The 14,142-nt window shown below is 62.6% G+C and carries 16 protein-coding genes; 8 read left to right on the plus strand and 8 right to left on the minus strand.

From position 1 onward, the window contains the following. The first annotated feature begins 57 nt into the window (after positions 1-57). The 4 genes from JMY29_RS01060 (at position 58) to JMY29_RS01075 (ending at position 2,336) form a co-directional block, all read left to right on the plus strand. Positions 58-567, plus strand: coding sequence for an RNA polymerase sigma factor (locus JMY29_RS01060; RefSeq protein ID WP_189076375.1), 510 nt, complete (start codon positions 58-60; stop codon positions 565-567). A 5-nt stretch (positions 568-572) separates the two neighbouring features. Beyond that, positions 573-1,589, plus strand: a complete 1,017-nt coding sequence (locus JMY29_RS01065; RefSeq protein ID WP_189076376.1) for a hypothetical protein — start codon at positions 573-575, stop codon at positions 1,587-1,589. 135 nt (positions 1,590-1,724) lie between these two features. Continuing rightward, complete coding sequence (locus tag JMY29_RS01070) at positions 1,725-1,874, plus strand: hypothetical protein (protein ID WP_229778647.1); 150 nt, start codon at positions 1,725-1,727, stop codon at positions 1,872-1,874. A 33-nt stretch (positions 1,875-1,907) separates the two neighbouring features. Next, positions 1,908-2,336, plus strand: coding sequence for a GNAT family N-acetyltransferase (locus JMY29_RS01075; protein WP_229778648.1), 429 nt, complete (start codon positions 1,908-1,910; stop codon positions 2,334-2,336). Here the strand turns inward: JMY29_RS01075 and JMY29_RS01080 are convergent. Then, positions 2,333-5,059 (minus strand): alpha-amylase family glycosyl hydrolase, encoded by a 2,727-nt coding sequence (locus tag JMY29_RS01080; protein WP_229778654.1) that lies wholly within the window; start codon positions 5,057-5,059, stop codon positions 2,333-2,335. The genes JMY29_RS01075 and JMY29_RS01080 overlap by 4 nt on opposite strands. A gap of 362 nt (positions 5,060-5,421) precedes the next feature. Here JMY29_RS01080 and JMY29_RS01085 point away from each other — a divergent pair, with 362 nt between their 5' ends. Together JMY29_RS01085 and JMY29_RS01090 are read left to right on the plus strand one after the other, a co-directional pair. After that, the gene (locus JMY29_RS01085) at positions 5,422-5,619 is read left to right on the plus strand and encodes a hypothetical protein (RefSeq protein WP_064723466.1); all 198 of its coding nucleotides are present in this window, start codon (positions 5,422-5,424) and stop codon (positions 5,617-5,619) included. Beyond that, on the plus strand, positions 5,616-5,846 hold the full coding sequence (locus JMY29_RS01090; RefSeq protein WP_018780210.1) for a hypothetical protein: 231 nt from the start codon (positions 5,616-5,618) through the stop codon (positions 5,844-5,846). The genes JMY29_RS01085 and JMY29_RS01090 overlap by 4 nt, the downstream gene beginning before the upstream one ends. A 72-nt stretch (positions 5,847-5,918) precedes the next feature. Here the strand turns inward: JMY29_RS01090 and JMY29_RS01095 are convergent, their stop codons facing one another. Genes JMY29_RS01095 through JMY29_RS01115 form a run of 5 tightly spaced genes read right to left on the minus strand, consistent with a single transcriptional unit; the run spans position 5,919 to position 10,715 of the window. After that, the gene (locus JMY29_RS01095; RefSeq protein ID WP_189076378.1) at positions 5,919-6,962 is read right to left on the minus strand and encodes a lactonase family protein; all 1,044 of its coding nucleotides are present in this window, start codon (positions 6,960-6,962) and stop codon (positions 5,919-5,921) included. A gap of 1 nt (position 6,963) precedes the next feature. Continuing rightward, entirely contained in the window at positions 6,964-7,794 is an 831-nt protein-coding gene (locus JMY29_RS01100) for an aldo/keto reductase (RefSeq protein WP_018780208.1), read from the minus strand. Positions 7,795-7,854: 60 nt separating this feature from the next. Then, positions 7,855-8,892, minus strand: a complete 1,038-nt coding sequence (locus tag JMY29_RS01105) for an NAD-dependent epimerase/dehydratase family protein (RefSeq protein WP_189076379.1) — start codon at positions 8,890-8,892, stop codon at positions 7,855-7,857. After that, a complete protein-coding gene (locus JMY29_RS01110; protein ID WP_039239253.1) occupies positions 8,889-9,860 on the minus strand; it encodes an aldo/keto reductase in 972 nt (323 codons plus the stop codon). Before JMY29_RS01110 ends, JMY29_RS01105 begins: the two co-directional genes overlap by 4 nt. Before the next feature lie 33 nt (positions 9,861-9,893). Continuing rightward, positions 9,894-10,715 carry an aldo/keto reductase gene (locus JMY29_RS01115; protein ID WP_018780205.1) on the minus strand — a complete coding sequence of 274 codons (822 nt, stop codon included), beginning with the start codon at positions 10,713-10,715 and terminating at the stop codon, positions 9,894-9,896. Between the two features lie 216 nt (positions 10,716-10,931). Between JMY29_RS01115 and JMY29_RS01120 the strand changes: the two genes are divergently transcribed. Then, on the plus strand, positions 10,932-11,822 hold the full coding sequence (locus JMY29_RS01120; protein ID WP_189076380.1) for a helix-turn-helix transcriptional regulator: 891 nt from the start codon (positions 10,932-10,934) through the stop codon (positions 11,820-11,822). Between the two features lie 53 nt (positions 11,823-11,875). Here JMY29_RS01120 and JMY29_RS01125 read toward each other — a convergent pair whose 3' ends face one another. Both JMY29_RS01125 and JMY29_RS01130 read right to left on the minus strand, forming a co-directional pair. Further along, entirely contained in the window at positions 11,876-12,085 is a 210-nt protein-coding gene (locus JMY29_RS01125) for a dodecin (RefSeq protein ID WP_011773002.1), read from the minus strand. A 111-nt stretch (positions 12,086-12,196) separates the two neighbouring features. Next, positions 12,197-13,003: an SDR family oxidoreductase gene (locus JMY29_RS01130; protein WP_110505918.1), complete on the minus strand. Its 807-nt coding sequence runs from the start codon at positions 13,001-13,003 to the stop codon at positions 12,197-12,199. Positions 13,004-13,163: 160 nt separating this feature from the next. Between JMY29_RS01130 and JMY29_RS01135 the strand changes: the two genes are divergently transcribed. Beyond that, on the plus strand, positions 13,164-13,595 hold the full coding sequence (locus tag JMY29_RS01135) for a universal stress protein (protein WP_018780363.1): 432 nt from the start codon (positions 13,164-13,166) through the stop codon (positions 13,593-13,595). Positions 13,596-14,142 lie beyond the last annotated feature (547 nt).

Consider the following 14,142-nt stretch of genomic DNA (forward strand, 5'->3'; position numbering starts at 1 on the left):
GGCCGGAAACTATACAAGTATCCTGCAGTTCAGGGCTCTACTTTTCAGGGGGAAATCGTGCTTTCCGAGCGCGAATTGGCGTTCATCGCCATTCACAAAGACAGCTATCCATCCGTCTTCAGGTTCGTGCGCCGACGCGTCGAATCGGCGGAGATGGCTGAAGAGATCGCCGCGGACGTTTTCCGGGTCGTATGGCAAAAATGGTCGGATGATGCCCGGCCGGAACTCGGTTACTTGCTCGCCATAGCGCGCAACCTTGTGGGTAATGCCTACCGCAGCCGCGACCGGCAGCAGGCTCTGCAGGAAAAGCTGCGCACGACGGCGGTGGAACGTTTCGGGGATGACTCCGGGAACGTCGCGGTACAGGATGCGATGGACCGCTTGCGGGTGCAGGACCGCGAAATTCTGCAGCTGGCCTACTGGGACGGACTGGGTACCACTGACATCGCCGGAGTGCTGCAGTGCAGTGAATCAGCAGCCAAGGTCCGTCTGCACCGGGCCCGGACCGCGTTCCGGAAACAGCTGCCCGCCGGCGCCGAAACGACTACACAAAAGATGGGGGTCTGAAGACAATGGATCCGATCAAGAACCAGATATCAGCGATTGACCCGCTTGCGGACGAGCGCACCGAGGTCAACTCTGAAGAAGCTTTGGCGCGCATGCTCACAGGCCCTCGGGTTTTCAGCGACAGCAACCCGGCAGCCGGAGTGGTGTCCCTTGAAGACCGCAAGCGCCGCAAGGCCCGGATCGCGGGCGGGTTGTTGCTTGGTGCTGCGGCTGTCACCGCGGGTGTCCTGGTTGCGGCCAACTTTGGCCCGCTCACAGTGGCTCCCGCGCCGGCAGTGACCGTCAGCCCGACTGAGCCGGCACCTACGCCGAGTGCTTCCGTTACCCCCACCCCTACTCCCACAGCCACACCCACGCCCTCGGCCACCCCGGAGGCGACTGTTCCGGTCACCACTCCGCCGGCGGCTCCGACTGTTCCGGCGGTTGCACCGACAACGGCTCCAACGCAGCCGCCTGCTCCCGTGGCCACAGCGCAGACGTTCACTTTCCCGGATGGACACGTTTCCTTCACCTACCCCGTGGGCTGGACCGTTCGCCCGGAACAAGGTCCTTCCGACGGAGTCACCGTTTTGGACAGCACCGGCGCCGAGGTCGCTTTCATGAGCAGCGGTTTCTACGGCGACGGTACTGCCGGACTGGTGGACCGCACAGTTCTGGACCGTGCCGTGGTTCCCGGGGTAACGGATACAGCAGGAAACCAGGTGGAATTCGGTTTTTCCTTGAACTACTTCATGAACTTCGACTACAACTCCGGTAACGGTGGAATGCCCACGGCTACTGGGCGTTCCGACACTCCCCCGGCGTACGTCATGGACATCCGGCTGTCCTCTGAGCTTCAATCCGGGCAGGCTTCTTCCGGCACAAACCAGATCAAGGTGCCCAACGGGTTCATGATGGCCTACGTGAAGTTTGACATCAACAAACGGCCCACCTTTGCCACCCCGGAAGCGGCCAAGGCCTGGATGAACACAACGCAGTACGCCCAGTTGAAGTCGATGCTTCTGAGCGTGAGCTACAAATAGCCCCATCCGGGGGATAGCAAACGTCGCTCTGGCAGCCCGGAGCGACGTTTGCTGTCCCCTGAGGGGACCTTGACTGGCGCTGCCGTAATCTCAGGTACTTTGCCAGAAGGCCTTTATTCGCTAGGAGCATTTCTCATGACAGACATGGTTCGCCAGGCAACCGGCGCAGACCTCGGGGTTGCTGCCCGAGTACTCGGCCTTGCCTTTGAGACTTACCCTTGGACGAGATGGTCGATTCCTGACGTTGATTATGAACAGAGACTCGAACGGCTGCAGTACCTCTAGCTGGGACATGCGCTTACCCATGGATTGGTCCTGGTGGATGAACAACTGCGCTCCGTCGCTGCATTCCTTCCTCCTGATGCGCCCGAGCCTGGTCCCGATATGCAGATCGAAGTTCTGGAACTGCTGGGTTCTCGAGCGACCGCGTTGATTGATCTGAGCTTGCCCCAGCCAAAGGGGCCGGCGTGGACCTTGGCCACCGTGGGCGTAGACCCGGCACATCAAGGCAAAGGGCTGGGTACGGCCGTGGCCTCGGAGGGTCTCACGCGAATAGATCGAGAGGCAGGTGCCGTGGTGCTTGAAACCTCGGACGAGCGTAACGTGCGCCTTTACGGACGCCTTGGTTTCCTTGTCACGGACACCACGGTGATTCCGGGTGGGCCCACTGTCCATTCAATGCGCCGGGCACCCCGCCCGGCAGCTGGCAGCCCGGAGCGACGTCTGCTGTCCCCTCCTTTGGGTTAGCGGACGGTGACCAGATGTCCGGCGGGGTCGTACCGGAAGGTGACCGGGCCGCCGTCGTGCTTCAAGGCGATATTGCTGCCGTTCGGGGCGCCGCCGAGACCGTAGTTCTCAGCCCAGGAGCCATTGATGGCGGCCTTGAACTCGTAACTGCCGGCGGCCAGGTTGGGCACTGACAGCTTCCAGATCCCATCCGACGGGTCCAGCTGCAGCTGCGCCTGGGCGCAGTCCGGCATCCAGTCGCCCGAGCAGCCAAGCTCGGAATTCAGGCTGCCGGGTACCGAAACGGCCGCCGGCTGCGGGCCCGCGGAGACCGCGCTGATCACGTTGGTGGAGTGGTCGTAAAGGAACGTGACGGCGCCGCCGGGGTGCGTGAACACGACGTTGGGGCCATTCAACTCGCCACCCGCGCCGTAGTTTTCGTCCCACGTGCCGTTGAGTGCGGCCTTGAATTCATACGTGCCCGCGGGCAGGTTGGGGACATTCAGCTGCCACAGTCGGTGCGTCGGCTCGTAGCTCATGAGCCCCTGCCCGCAGGACGGCTGCCAGTCTTCGGTGCAACCCAGTTCGGTGTTGAGGCTGCCGGCCACCGTGACGGTCTCGGGCTGTGTCGGTTCTCCCACCACACCGCTGCGGGGCTCACTGGCGGACGTCTGCCCGCGGTTGTCCAGCACCACAGCGCGGTACTCCACGGACGTGCCGGACTCCAGCGACGAGACGTCGTGGAACACCTGATACGGCGCGTTGTCGTCCGTGCCGATCGACGCCCAGTTGCCACCTGCAGTACGCGCCTGGAAGGTGACCTCATAGAACGAGTTACCGTCGACGTCGGCCGTCACCTTCTGGCGGGTGGCGTCCCCAGCCGCCGTGACCGGCTTCTTGAGTACGACGGCGGGTGCGGCCTTCGATTTGGCGAGTCGCCCCGCTGCTTCATAAACCACTGCGGAAAGCGGCGGGACGGTGACAGCCAGCTTCGCATCCTGACCGGACTTGGCGTTCTTGGCGGCCTCACCGTAAACCAGCTTGAACGGCTGTTTCGCTTCGTACGTTGGGATCGCCGCGGTCTGTGCGGTCTCGCTGTTGTTCACAGCCACGATGTATTCACGCTGTTCCTTGGCGTCGATGCGTGAGAAGGCGTAGATCCCGGCCCCATCAGCGGCGTAGCGGTCTTGCTGGGCACCGGTACGGAGCGTGGGGTGGTCCGCTGCGAGGGCCGCGAGCTCGCTGATCTTTTTGTACAGCGGGTGCCCGGTGTTGAAGTTGTCCGTGGCATGCGTGGCGTTGGTTCCCAAAAGGTCATCATCCAAATACTCCTGGACCTTGCTGGCGAACATGGTCTGCCTCGAGTCCTGGTCCCCGCCGGCGCCGGTGAAGCCCTGCTCATCGCCGTAATAGATCACCGGGTTGCCGCGCGAGAAGTACATCAGCTCATGGGCCAGCTCGTCGCGCTCCAACAGTTCCGCGTCGGATGCTCCCGGGTTGTCCTGGGCGATAAAGGTGCCGATGCGGCCCATGTCATGGTTACCCAGGAATGTGGGCAGTTGGTAGACGTTGGAATCGGCATCCGTGTACCAGTCATCACCGTTGAAGAAGTCTGCCAGGCCGGTGGCCTTGCTGCCTTGTGATGCGAAGCTGCGGGCTGCACCTTGGAAGCCGAAGTCCAGGACGGCTTGCATCTTGTTCTTGGTGGTGAACTTGGACGTGACGGTCTTGGAGGTATCGAAGACCTCCCCGAACATGAAGAACTCGTCCTTGCCCTGCTCCTTGGCATAGCTGAGCACTTGTGGGCCGAACTGCTGCCAAAACTCGTCATTGACGTGTTTCATGGTGTCAATGCGGAAGCCGTCCACTCCGAAGTCCCTGATCCACGTTTTGTAGACGTCCATCATCCCGTTGACCACCTTGGGGTTCTCGGTGAAAAGGTCATCCAGCCCGAAGAAGTCGCCGTACAGGGAGTCTTCGCCGGCAAAGTTGGTGTTGCCGCGGTTGTGGTAGAGCGTGGGGTCGTTCAGCCAGGAAGGAACCTTGACGTCCTTCTCAGCCGCGGGGACTACGGGCGTATAGGGGAACGACGTTGCCGCGTCCAGGGCAGGGAAGTCCTGCGTCCCGGCGTACTCGCGGTCATCGAAGACCTCGCCCGTGGCGGCGCGGTAGGGCTCGGTTTCCTTGGAAATGTACGGAGCCGAGGACGTCTCCTGGTACTGGATCACATCGGCCGTGTGGTTGGTGATAATGTCGAAGTACACCTTCATGCCGCGGGCGTGGGCGGCATCTATGAGCGTCTTGAGCTCGGCGTTGGTGCCCAGGTGGGGGTCGATCTGGGTGAAGTCGGTGACCCAATACCCGTGATATCCGGCGGAGCTGTTCGCCGGCGTTCCGTCACCTTGTACGGCCTTGTTCTTGAAACTGGGAGTGAGCCAGAGGGCGTTGGTGCCCAAGCCCTGGATGTAGTCCAGCTGGTCCTGCAGGCCCTTCAGATCGCCCCCGTTGTAGAAGCCTTTGCGGGTGGGATCGAAGCCGGACACCATGGGATCGGACCCCAGGCCCCCGTCGTCATTGCCGGCGGTTCCGTTCTTGAAGCGGTCGGCCATGACGAAGTAGAAGTTCTGGTTGCTGACACCGCCCCGAATGGAGTGTTGGGCCGTGGGGTCAGGGTTCTTCGCGGAGACGCCGGGCGCGGCGCCTGCCGGGAGTACCGCCGATGCGGTGAGGACGGCCGTCGTCATGAGGACGACAGCCGCCCTTCTCTTGAAGGACGTGTTGTTGGGGGATCCGGAGCTGCGGAGTGACAAGTGAAGCCTTCCTCTAGCGACAGTGCTGTGGGACAAGTCACAACTGTAAGCGCTTGCGTGATGTTAATCCAGATTAGGCGGCCGTTGATTCGTCGGATTAGTCCCCTGATTGCAGAAAATCTGGAAGCGTTTGCAGAATTGCCGATCTGGATTGATGCTGCAGGATGCTGTGCCTTTGCCCATCCATAACTCAGAATGTTGTGCGGCCGCCCATAACAAAGCGTCACTCGCTTGCATAGGGTTGAAGAGATCTGCTTCACAAAGTACCGCGAACTACCCAAGGATGAGTTTCAACGATGAAGAGCATCGCCCTCTTGCGCGAACGAGCCACCCGCGTCATGCCCACCGGTTCCCACTGCCCGGCATCGGGACTGTGGAGCCCGGACTGCGAGCCGGATGTCGTCCAGGTTTTTGCTGAAGGCCATGTGCTGCCGGCCCACAACGGCGTGGCCACGGTATGGCGGCGGCAGGCCGCCGCTGAAGTTTCGGCATGACCAGCTCCATCCTGAACAGGCCGGCCGGCTACCGCCACGTGCCTGCGGCCGAATGGGCCGAGCTCAGCGCCGGCGATCCCGTGTGGATATACGACGTCGCTTGGGGTGCCGGCACGGGCCGCGTGGACGACGTGTCCAAACACCAGGAATTGCTCTGGGTAGTCCTCGAACCGACCGGGCGCAAACTCATTTGCGGCACGGACGACGTCGAGGTCTGGTCAGCCTGAAGACCCGCCGGGATGGCGCTTGATACCAATGTCTGAGCGGATCATAGGTACCAAGTGCTGTCCCGGTGTCAATTAGCCCGCGACGAGCAACATGCTGGGTGAACCAATCTCCGCACGCCCCACAGGGCCGTCCGGCAGCCCGGTTTCCGGGTCAAGCCTGAAACTGACGACGTCGTCCGAACCTTCGTTCGCTACGTACAGCCAGCCTTCGCGAACCAGATGATGGCGGGGCCACTCGCCGCCGCACAGTACCTCTCCGCGCGGCTCAACCCCGGTGCCTTCGCCCGAGACCTCCAGGACGCAGATGCGGTTGGTACCCCGCACGCCCACATAGGCGAAGCGTCCATCCGGGGAGAGAGCGATCTCTGCACCGGCATCGCCGTCCTTGGCTCCCGTGGCGCTTGCCGGGACCACGGATGCGAGCTCGTAAGTGCCGTCCGGTTCCATCCGGACCGCTGCCACCTCCACCGAATACTCCGTGTCGACAAAGACCGTCCCGCTCCGGTGGCGGGCCACGTGCCGGGGACCCGAACCCATAGGCAGGACCACCTGGTGGTCGGGCTGCAGGCCTTCACCCGGCACGTACCTCCACACACGGACCAAGTCATGCCCCAAATCCGTGGTCATGACCCGGCCGTCAGGAAGCATCAAGCTCGAATGCGCGCGGCTTGGCCGCTCACCTCTGGGGGCTGCGGCCGAGTGGGGATCGACGGCGGCCGCCGCGCTCCTGCGCGAGGTGATGGCGCCGTCGTCGTCCAGTTGGTAGAGGATGACCTGACCGTCGCCCCAACAGGTGGCCACGATGAAGCGGCCCTGCGGATCCGCAGCGACGTGGCACGTGGCATCGCCCGCGGGCCAAGGATCGCCGAAAGCCTCCAACGCAGTGTCGCCACTCCGGCGATAAGCCCGCACCGTCTTGCCTTCCTCCGCTACGGCGTAAACCACGGGAAGCGTCGGGTGCAGCGCCAGGAAGGACGGCGAATTGGCTTCGACGGCCAAGCCAATGGCCGTCAGCCCACCTTCACTGTCCGCCGAGAGCGCCGTGATGCCCTTGCCGTGGCCGTTCCTGTCGGCCGTGTAGGAGCCAACCCAGAGCAATGATTCGTGCGTTGTCATCTCAATGCCCCTGCACGTCCGAGTCGACGCCGGCGTCTGGTCCGCCGTCGAGAGTCTGAAGCGTGGTGAGGTCGTCCTGGTCCAGCTCGAAGTCGAAAACGTCCAGGTTCTCTTTCATGCGCTGGGGGTTGGCGGTTTTGGGTATGGCAACCAGGCCCTGCTGGACGTGCCAGCGGAGCACAACCTGTCCCGGCGTCTTTCCATACTTTTCACCAACCGTCGCCAGGACCGGGGCATTCAAAAGGTCGCTGCTGGCACCCAGCGGGCTGTAGGACTCTGTGACGATTCCGTTGCGTTCGTTGAAGGCCCGGGCAGCCGACCTCGGGACGGAAGGACTCAGCTGGATCTGGTTCACGGCCGGAACCACGTCCGTTTCCCGGAACAGGCGGTCGAGGTGCGCCGGCTTGAAGTTGGAAACTCCGATGGAGCGCGCTTTCCCCGACGCTTGAAGTTCCTCAAAGGTTCTCCAGGTTGAGACGAACTCGTCGCGCCGGGGGAGCGGCCAGTGAATCAGCAGCAGGTCCACGTAGTCCAATCCCAGACGTTCCAGTGAACCCTCCAAGCCGGCAACAGCCCTCCCGGAACCCTGGTACTCGCCGTCGAGCTTGGTGGTGATGAACAGTTCCCCACGGTCCACCCCGGATGTGCGGATACCGTTGCCCACGCCCTTCTCGTTCCCGTACTTCACCGCGGTATCGATGTGCCGGTAGCCGTGGCTCACCGCCTCCACCACGGCATCGGCAACCTGGGCGTCATTCAAGGGCCAAGTGCCGAGGCCCAGTTGCGGGATCTTGTGGCCGTCGTTGAGTTCGATAAGCGGTGCACGTGTCATGGGCTGGGTCTCCTCCGGGTTTCTTCGTTTCTACGCTGGCCGCTTGCTGCTTGGCAACAGCTACCGACGCGACCAGTCATGGAGTTTGTCGCTCAGCTCCATGTAGTCCTCACTCACCACCTGCAGTTCCGGGTGGGCATCATGCCACGCCACGATCTCCCGGGCTCCGTCCGCAAACGGGATGGTTGCCCGGTAATCGGGAACGAGCGCCTTGATCTTGGAATTGTCGAACACCACCGAGTGCGAACGGTCGCCCAGCAAGTTGGGACCGAGCTCCGCACTGTGAGCTGCAATGGTCTCCGAGGAAACGTGGAACAACTCCGGCTCCTCCACCCCTGCAGCACGCGCGAACAAGCGGTAAATCTGGTTCCACGGCAGGAACTCATCCGAGGTGATCGTGTAGCTTTCGCCAACGGCCTGCGGCCTGCCCAGGAGGCCAACGAAGGCCTTGGCAAAATCCCGGCTGTGGGTCAATGTCCAGAGCGAGGTTCCGTCACCATGCACCATGACCGGCATCCCGGCGCGCATCCGGTGGATGTCAGTCCAGCCGCCCACCAAGGCAATCTTCGTTCGGTCATAGGTGTGGGATGGGCGAACCACCGTCAAAGGGAAGTCCTGATCGCGGTACGCCTCGAACAGCAGCTCCTCACAGGCAATCTTGTCCTGCGAGTACTTCCAGAAAGGATTCTTCAACGGAGTGGATTCCCGGATGGGCAGCGTGGTTGGTGGCTTTTGGTACGCCGACGCCGAACTGATGAAGACGTACTGACCCGTCCTGCCACGGAACATCTCCAAGCCGGCCCGCGCCTGATCCGGCGTGAAGGAAATGAAGTCCGCAACGGCGTCGAACTCCCTTCCCTGAAGTACCTCACGCACAGCCTGCGGATCGCGGACGTCCGCGTGCAGCACCTCCGCCCCATCGGGGACCGGCCGACCGGCCGACCGTCCCCGGTTAAGGATGGTCAGCCGGTGGCCCAGCGCGACGGCGCGTTCAGCCGCCGACGCACTAATGACCCCGGTCCCGCCGATGAACAGGATGTTCCGCGGCGAGACCGTGTCCGCCGCCGCTCCGAGGCTGTCCGGAAGGAGGCTGCTCACCAGGCGTAGTCTTCGGGGGCGGGGCGGTGGCCCGGGAAGATGTCATCGAGGCGCTTGAGGGCGTCCTCGTTCAGGGAGACATCCAGCGCGCGGATGGCTGCGTCCAATTGCTCCTGCGTACGCGGCCCAACAATCGGTGCAGTCACGGCAGGCTGGTGGAGGAGCCACGCCAGCGCGACGTCTCCGGGTGCATGGCCGAGTTCGTCAGCGAAATCCTCGTACTGGCGGATCTGGTCCTCATGCTTCTTCAGGGTCTCAAGTGCCCGGCCCTCAGTGCGGCGGACGCCTTGCTCTTCCTTCTTCAGCACGCCGCCCAGCAGCCCTCCTTGCAACGGCGACCACGGGATCAGGCCCAAGCCATACTGCTGCGCGGCCGGGATGACCTCAAGCTCCAATTCGCGCTTGAAAAGGTTGTAGATGGACTGCTCGCTCACCAAGCCGGTGTAGTTCCGGCGGCGCGCTGCTTCCTGTGCCTGGGCGATGTGCCAGCCGGCAAAGTTGCTGCTGCCCGAGTAGAGGATCTTGCCCTGCTGGACTGCAACCTCAATCGCCTGCCAGATCTCATCCCACGGCGTATCCCGGTCGATGTGGTGGAACTGGTAAATGTCGATGTAGTCCGTTTGCAGCCGCTTAAGGCTCGCATCAAGTGCGCGCCGTATGTTAAGCGCGGACAACTTGGACTCGTTGGGGCGGTCCGTCATGGTGCCGTACAGCTTGGTGGCCAGCACGGTCCTTTCGCGGCGCTCGCCGCCCTTGGCGAACCAGCGGCCGATGATTTCTTCGGTCCAGCCCCGGTGCTCCACGCCACCGTAAACATTGGCGGTGTCGAAGAAGTTGATGCCGGAGTCCAACGCGGAGTCCATGATGGAATGCGCTGTTTCCTCGTCCGTCTGCGGGCCGAAGTTCATGGTTCCAAGGCAGAGGCGTGAAACTTTCAGGCCGGAACGGCCCAGGTGGGTGTACTGCATGTCTGTTGGGTCCTTTGTGCTTGGCTTGCGGTCTTAGAGCTGGGTGAAAGCGGCGACGGCGGGATCGGAACCGATCCGCGCGCCTGCTTCAAGAGCGGTGATGGCGGCGAGTTCGGATTCGGTGAGGCTCAAATCCGCCGCACCGAAGTTCTCCCGCATCCGGGACGAGTCCGCGGACTTCGGGATCACGATGGTTCCCTGCGCGAGGTGCCAGGCGAGGATCACCTGTGCAGGGGTAGTGCCGTGTGCTGCCGCGACAAGGGCCACTTGCTCGGCGTTCAGGTCTTTTCCCTGTCCCAACGGGCTGTATGCCTCAACGGCAATGCCAAGGTCACGGCACTTGTTGGCCAGTTCTGCCTGCTGGAACGTGGGGTGGAGCTCGATCTGGTTCACGGCGGGCACTACCTCGGCTTCCCGGAGCAGCGTGTCCACGTGATCGGCCAGGAAGTTGGAAATGCCGATGGCCCGGATCTGCTTGTCCTGGTAAAGCTTCTCCATTTCCTTCCAGGCCTTCGTGAAGAGGCCCTGTGACGGGACCGGCCAGTGGATCAGGTAGAGGTCAACGACTTCCAGGCCCAAGGCGTCCCTGCTTCGCTGGAAGGCGTCATAGGCTTCGCCTTGTTCGCCGTTGCGGAGCTTGGTGGTGATGAAGAGTTCTTCGCGGGGAATGCCCGAGGCTTTGATTGCGGCGCCGACTCCTGCCTCGTTCCGGTAGGCGGCAGCGGTATCGATGTGGCGGTAGCCGGTTTCCAGGGCATCTTCCACCACCTTCTGCGTTTCGTCGGCAGGCACTTGGAAAACACCAAAACCCAGCTGGGGGATGGTGACGCCGTTGTTCAGTGTCAGCTCTGGCATGACGGTCTCCTTCGACGGGATGGTTATGGCCGTGGCGCTCCGGTTTCTGGCTAAGGCCGTAAGCCGGTTCCAGAAAGCGTTTTCGGAGGCTCAGTACTGAGCCTATGCAGTTTTGCCGGCAGAGTCAGCAACACAGCCTGATCCTGTTTTTCCTAGGTCTGGTAGTCCTACCCATAACGGTGGCCTTTCACACACCCCGGACGGCAGAATGGACCAATGGGTCAAAGCGCCGAGTTCGGTAAGTTCCTCAAAATCATGCGTGCCCGTCTCCAGCCGGAGGACGCCGGCGCGCAGGAATCCAGCGGTTCCCGCAGGGTGCCCGGGCTTCGCCGCGAAGAGGTGGCGCGGCTCTCCGGAGTGAGCACGGACTATTACACCCGCCTGGAACAGGGCCGCAATATCCACCCGTCCAGGGCGGTCCTCGACGCAGTTGCCCGTGCGTTGCGGCTGGATGCAGGGGAGCAGGCACACATGATGGATCTGCTGGAGCATTGCGCCAGCTCCGCAGGCAGCCCCGGCCCCGTCCAAAAGGTACGTCCGGCTGTCCAACAGCTGCTCGATGCAGTGGGTGACGTCCCGGCCATGGTCCTTGGCAGGCGTGCAGATGTCCTGGCATGCAACCGGATGGCACACCTTTTGTTCACGGATTTCAGCCTGCTGCCGGCCGCTGAGCGCAACCTCACCCGTTGGCTCATCCTGGACCCTGCGGCCGGTTCTTTGTTCCGCGACTGGAAGACCGTTGCCGCTGAAGCCGTCGGTGCCTTGCGCATGGACGTGGGCCGGCACCCGAATGACCCCGAAACAAACCAGCTCGTGGGCGAACTGGCCGTCCACAGCGAACACTTTCGTCAGTGGTGGGCCGGGCACAGGGTCGCCACCCGCGCCGCAGGGACCGTCAGGTTGCACCACCCAGTGGTGGGGGACCTGGAACTGAACTTTGAGACGCTGAGTCTCCCGGACGACCCCGACCAGCTGCTGAGGATCTATTCCGCCAAAGCCGGGTCGCCGTCGTCGGACGCTCTGACACTGCTGAACTTTGGAGACGTGGGCACCCATGCCGAGGCCGCCGTGCCCGAACCCGCCCCTGCCCGCCGGGATGACAGTTGATGCCAATGTTTCCAAAAACATTGGCATCGACTGTCAGCTCGCGTTGAGGTCGGTCAGCGCTCCAGGCGGAAACCGAGCTTAATAGTGACCTGCCAGTCGGCAACCGCGCCGTCCTCGAGGTGACCGCGGATTTCCTTGACCTCAAACCAATCGAGGTTCCGCAACGTTTGGGACGCTGTCGCGATGCCGTTCTTGATGGCGTCGTCCACGCCCTCGGTGGAAGTTCCTACAATTTCGGAAACGCTATACGTGTGGCCAGCCATGGTGCTCCTCATCAACGTCATACGAATCTTTGGAAAAGAAATCAGACCCGCAGGGCGGGCTGTCCATGCAGACTAGCCCACGGATCCCTGTGCGGCCAGAGGTCCCGCAGCTTAGCTTTCACGCCAGTCGTTGCTGGTGATGTGCGAGCCGGCCTGGGGTCCCATTTGCAGCATTCCGCCGTCCACCGCCCACGACGCGCCGTTGACGTAGCTTGACGCCGGGGAGGCAAGGAAAGCGATGACGGCGGCGATTTCGCGTGCGTCTCCGGGGCGTCCCAGGGGCACTCCGGGCCGCTCCTTCTGGGTGGGATCCTCGTCCTCCTGGCCCGTCATGGGGGTCGCGATTTCGCCGGGCGCCACGTTGTTGGCGGTAATCCCGTGCTCGGCGAGTTCCAGCGCCATGGTTTTGATGAGCCCACCCAGACCGTGCTTGGAGGCGTCGTAGGCCGAGGCCCCAACGCGGGGCTGGAATTCGTGGACGCTGGTGACGGCGATGATGCGTCCCCCTCGGCCCGCCTTCACCATGCGCTTGGCTGCCGTCTGCATGGCCACGAAGGCCCCATTGAGGTTGGTGTCCAGCGTGGTCATCCAGGTTTCGTAGTCGAGATCCAGGAACTTGGTGCCGTCGCCGGTTCCGGAGTTGTTCACGAAGACATCCACGCCCCCGAGTTCCTCGGCAAGGGTGTCCACGGCGGCCGCCGTTCCGCGGGCATCGGTGGTGTCCAGTTGGTGGACCACCGCCTTGCGTCCCAGGCGGCGGACCTCCTCGGCGGTTTCCTCGGCACCCTGCTGGTCCGAGTGCCAGGTGATTCCCACGTCCATGCCGGCTTTTGCCAGCGCCACCGCCGTGGCCCGCCCGATCCCTGAATCCGAGCCTGTGACGATGGCGGTCTGTGGGGCGAATGATGCGTCGCTCATGGTCCTGCCTTTCAGTGAAGTGGTGGTGCCGATGATTTATCCCTACCCCCTGGCGCATGCAGTAAACACTCCCGGCACAAAAGGGTCACCCCGGTGTGCAGCCATGGAGTGTAGATTTCTTGCAGCAGCACCCCGCGAATCCCCACAACCAGGAGTTCTCATGTCAGAAGTTATTGTCGTCGGCGTCGACAACAGTGAAACGGCCAAGCGTGCAGCAATGGCGGCAGCGAAGCTCGCCACCGCCCTCGGTGCCGAACTGCACGTCATCAGCGGCTTCTCGGACGACCGCATTGAAGAATTCGGCAGCGGCAGCGACCGCATCACTGTCTCTTCGGCCGACTCCGCGGAATACGTGGCCCGCAAGGTCTCCGAAGAACTTGACGTTCCGGCCGGCAGCGTCAAGTACTACGCTGCCCGTGGCAACCCGGCCAACGCCCTGATCAACTACGCCGAGACCAACAACGCCTCCCTGATCGTCGTGGGCAACAAGCGCATGAAGGGCTTGGGCCGCGTCCTGGGCAGCATCGCCAACAGCGTGGCACACGGCGCTCCGTGCGACGTGTACATCGTGAACACGGAAGTGGACGCGTAACACCCAAGCAAGCAAAGAGGCCGTTTTGAGCATTCAAAACGGCCTCTTCTGCTATCCGGATGGGTCCTGAGGCTGTCAGTTTCCGAACTCGTCTGCACAACCGCCTGTAGAGGATCCTTCACCGTACGCTTGGAGCGTTCGGAAAGCCACCGTCTTACGGACGTTGCCGAGAGGGGCTGCTGCGTTTCGCTTCGGCCTTAGTTCTTTCCAAGATCCCGGAGAAGTGCTGACGGTCGAGGTAGTTCGCGTCGGCTAGCCGGATAATGTGCCCCATGTAGGGATCTCGCTGCATCAGCTTCCTATTGCCGAGACGGACAGTTGTGTAACCAGCTTTTTTCTCCGCGCGGTCCCGCACCGCACACCAGTTGATGAGAACTATTACGCCAAGCCCGCCTAGCATCATCACCACGCCAAGTACGTTGACGTACCAGGTTTGGGGTACGCCTGATCGACTCAGGACGGCTAAAGCCCCGCAGGACCCAACCGTTATTGTTGTGAAACGGTATCGCCACCGCCACAAGATGAACGCGGTGGGTCCGTCGACCAA

The sequence above is a fragment of the Paenarthrobacter nicotinovorans genome, from assembly GCF_021919345.1.
Taxonomy (GTDB): Bacteria; Actinomycetota; Actinomycetes; order Actinomycetales; family Micrococcaceae; genus Arthrobacter; species Arthrobacter nicotinovorans.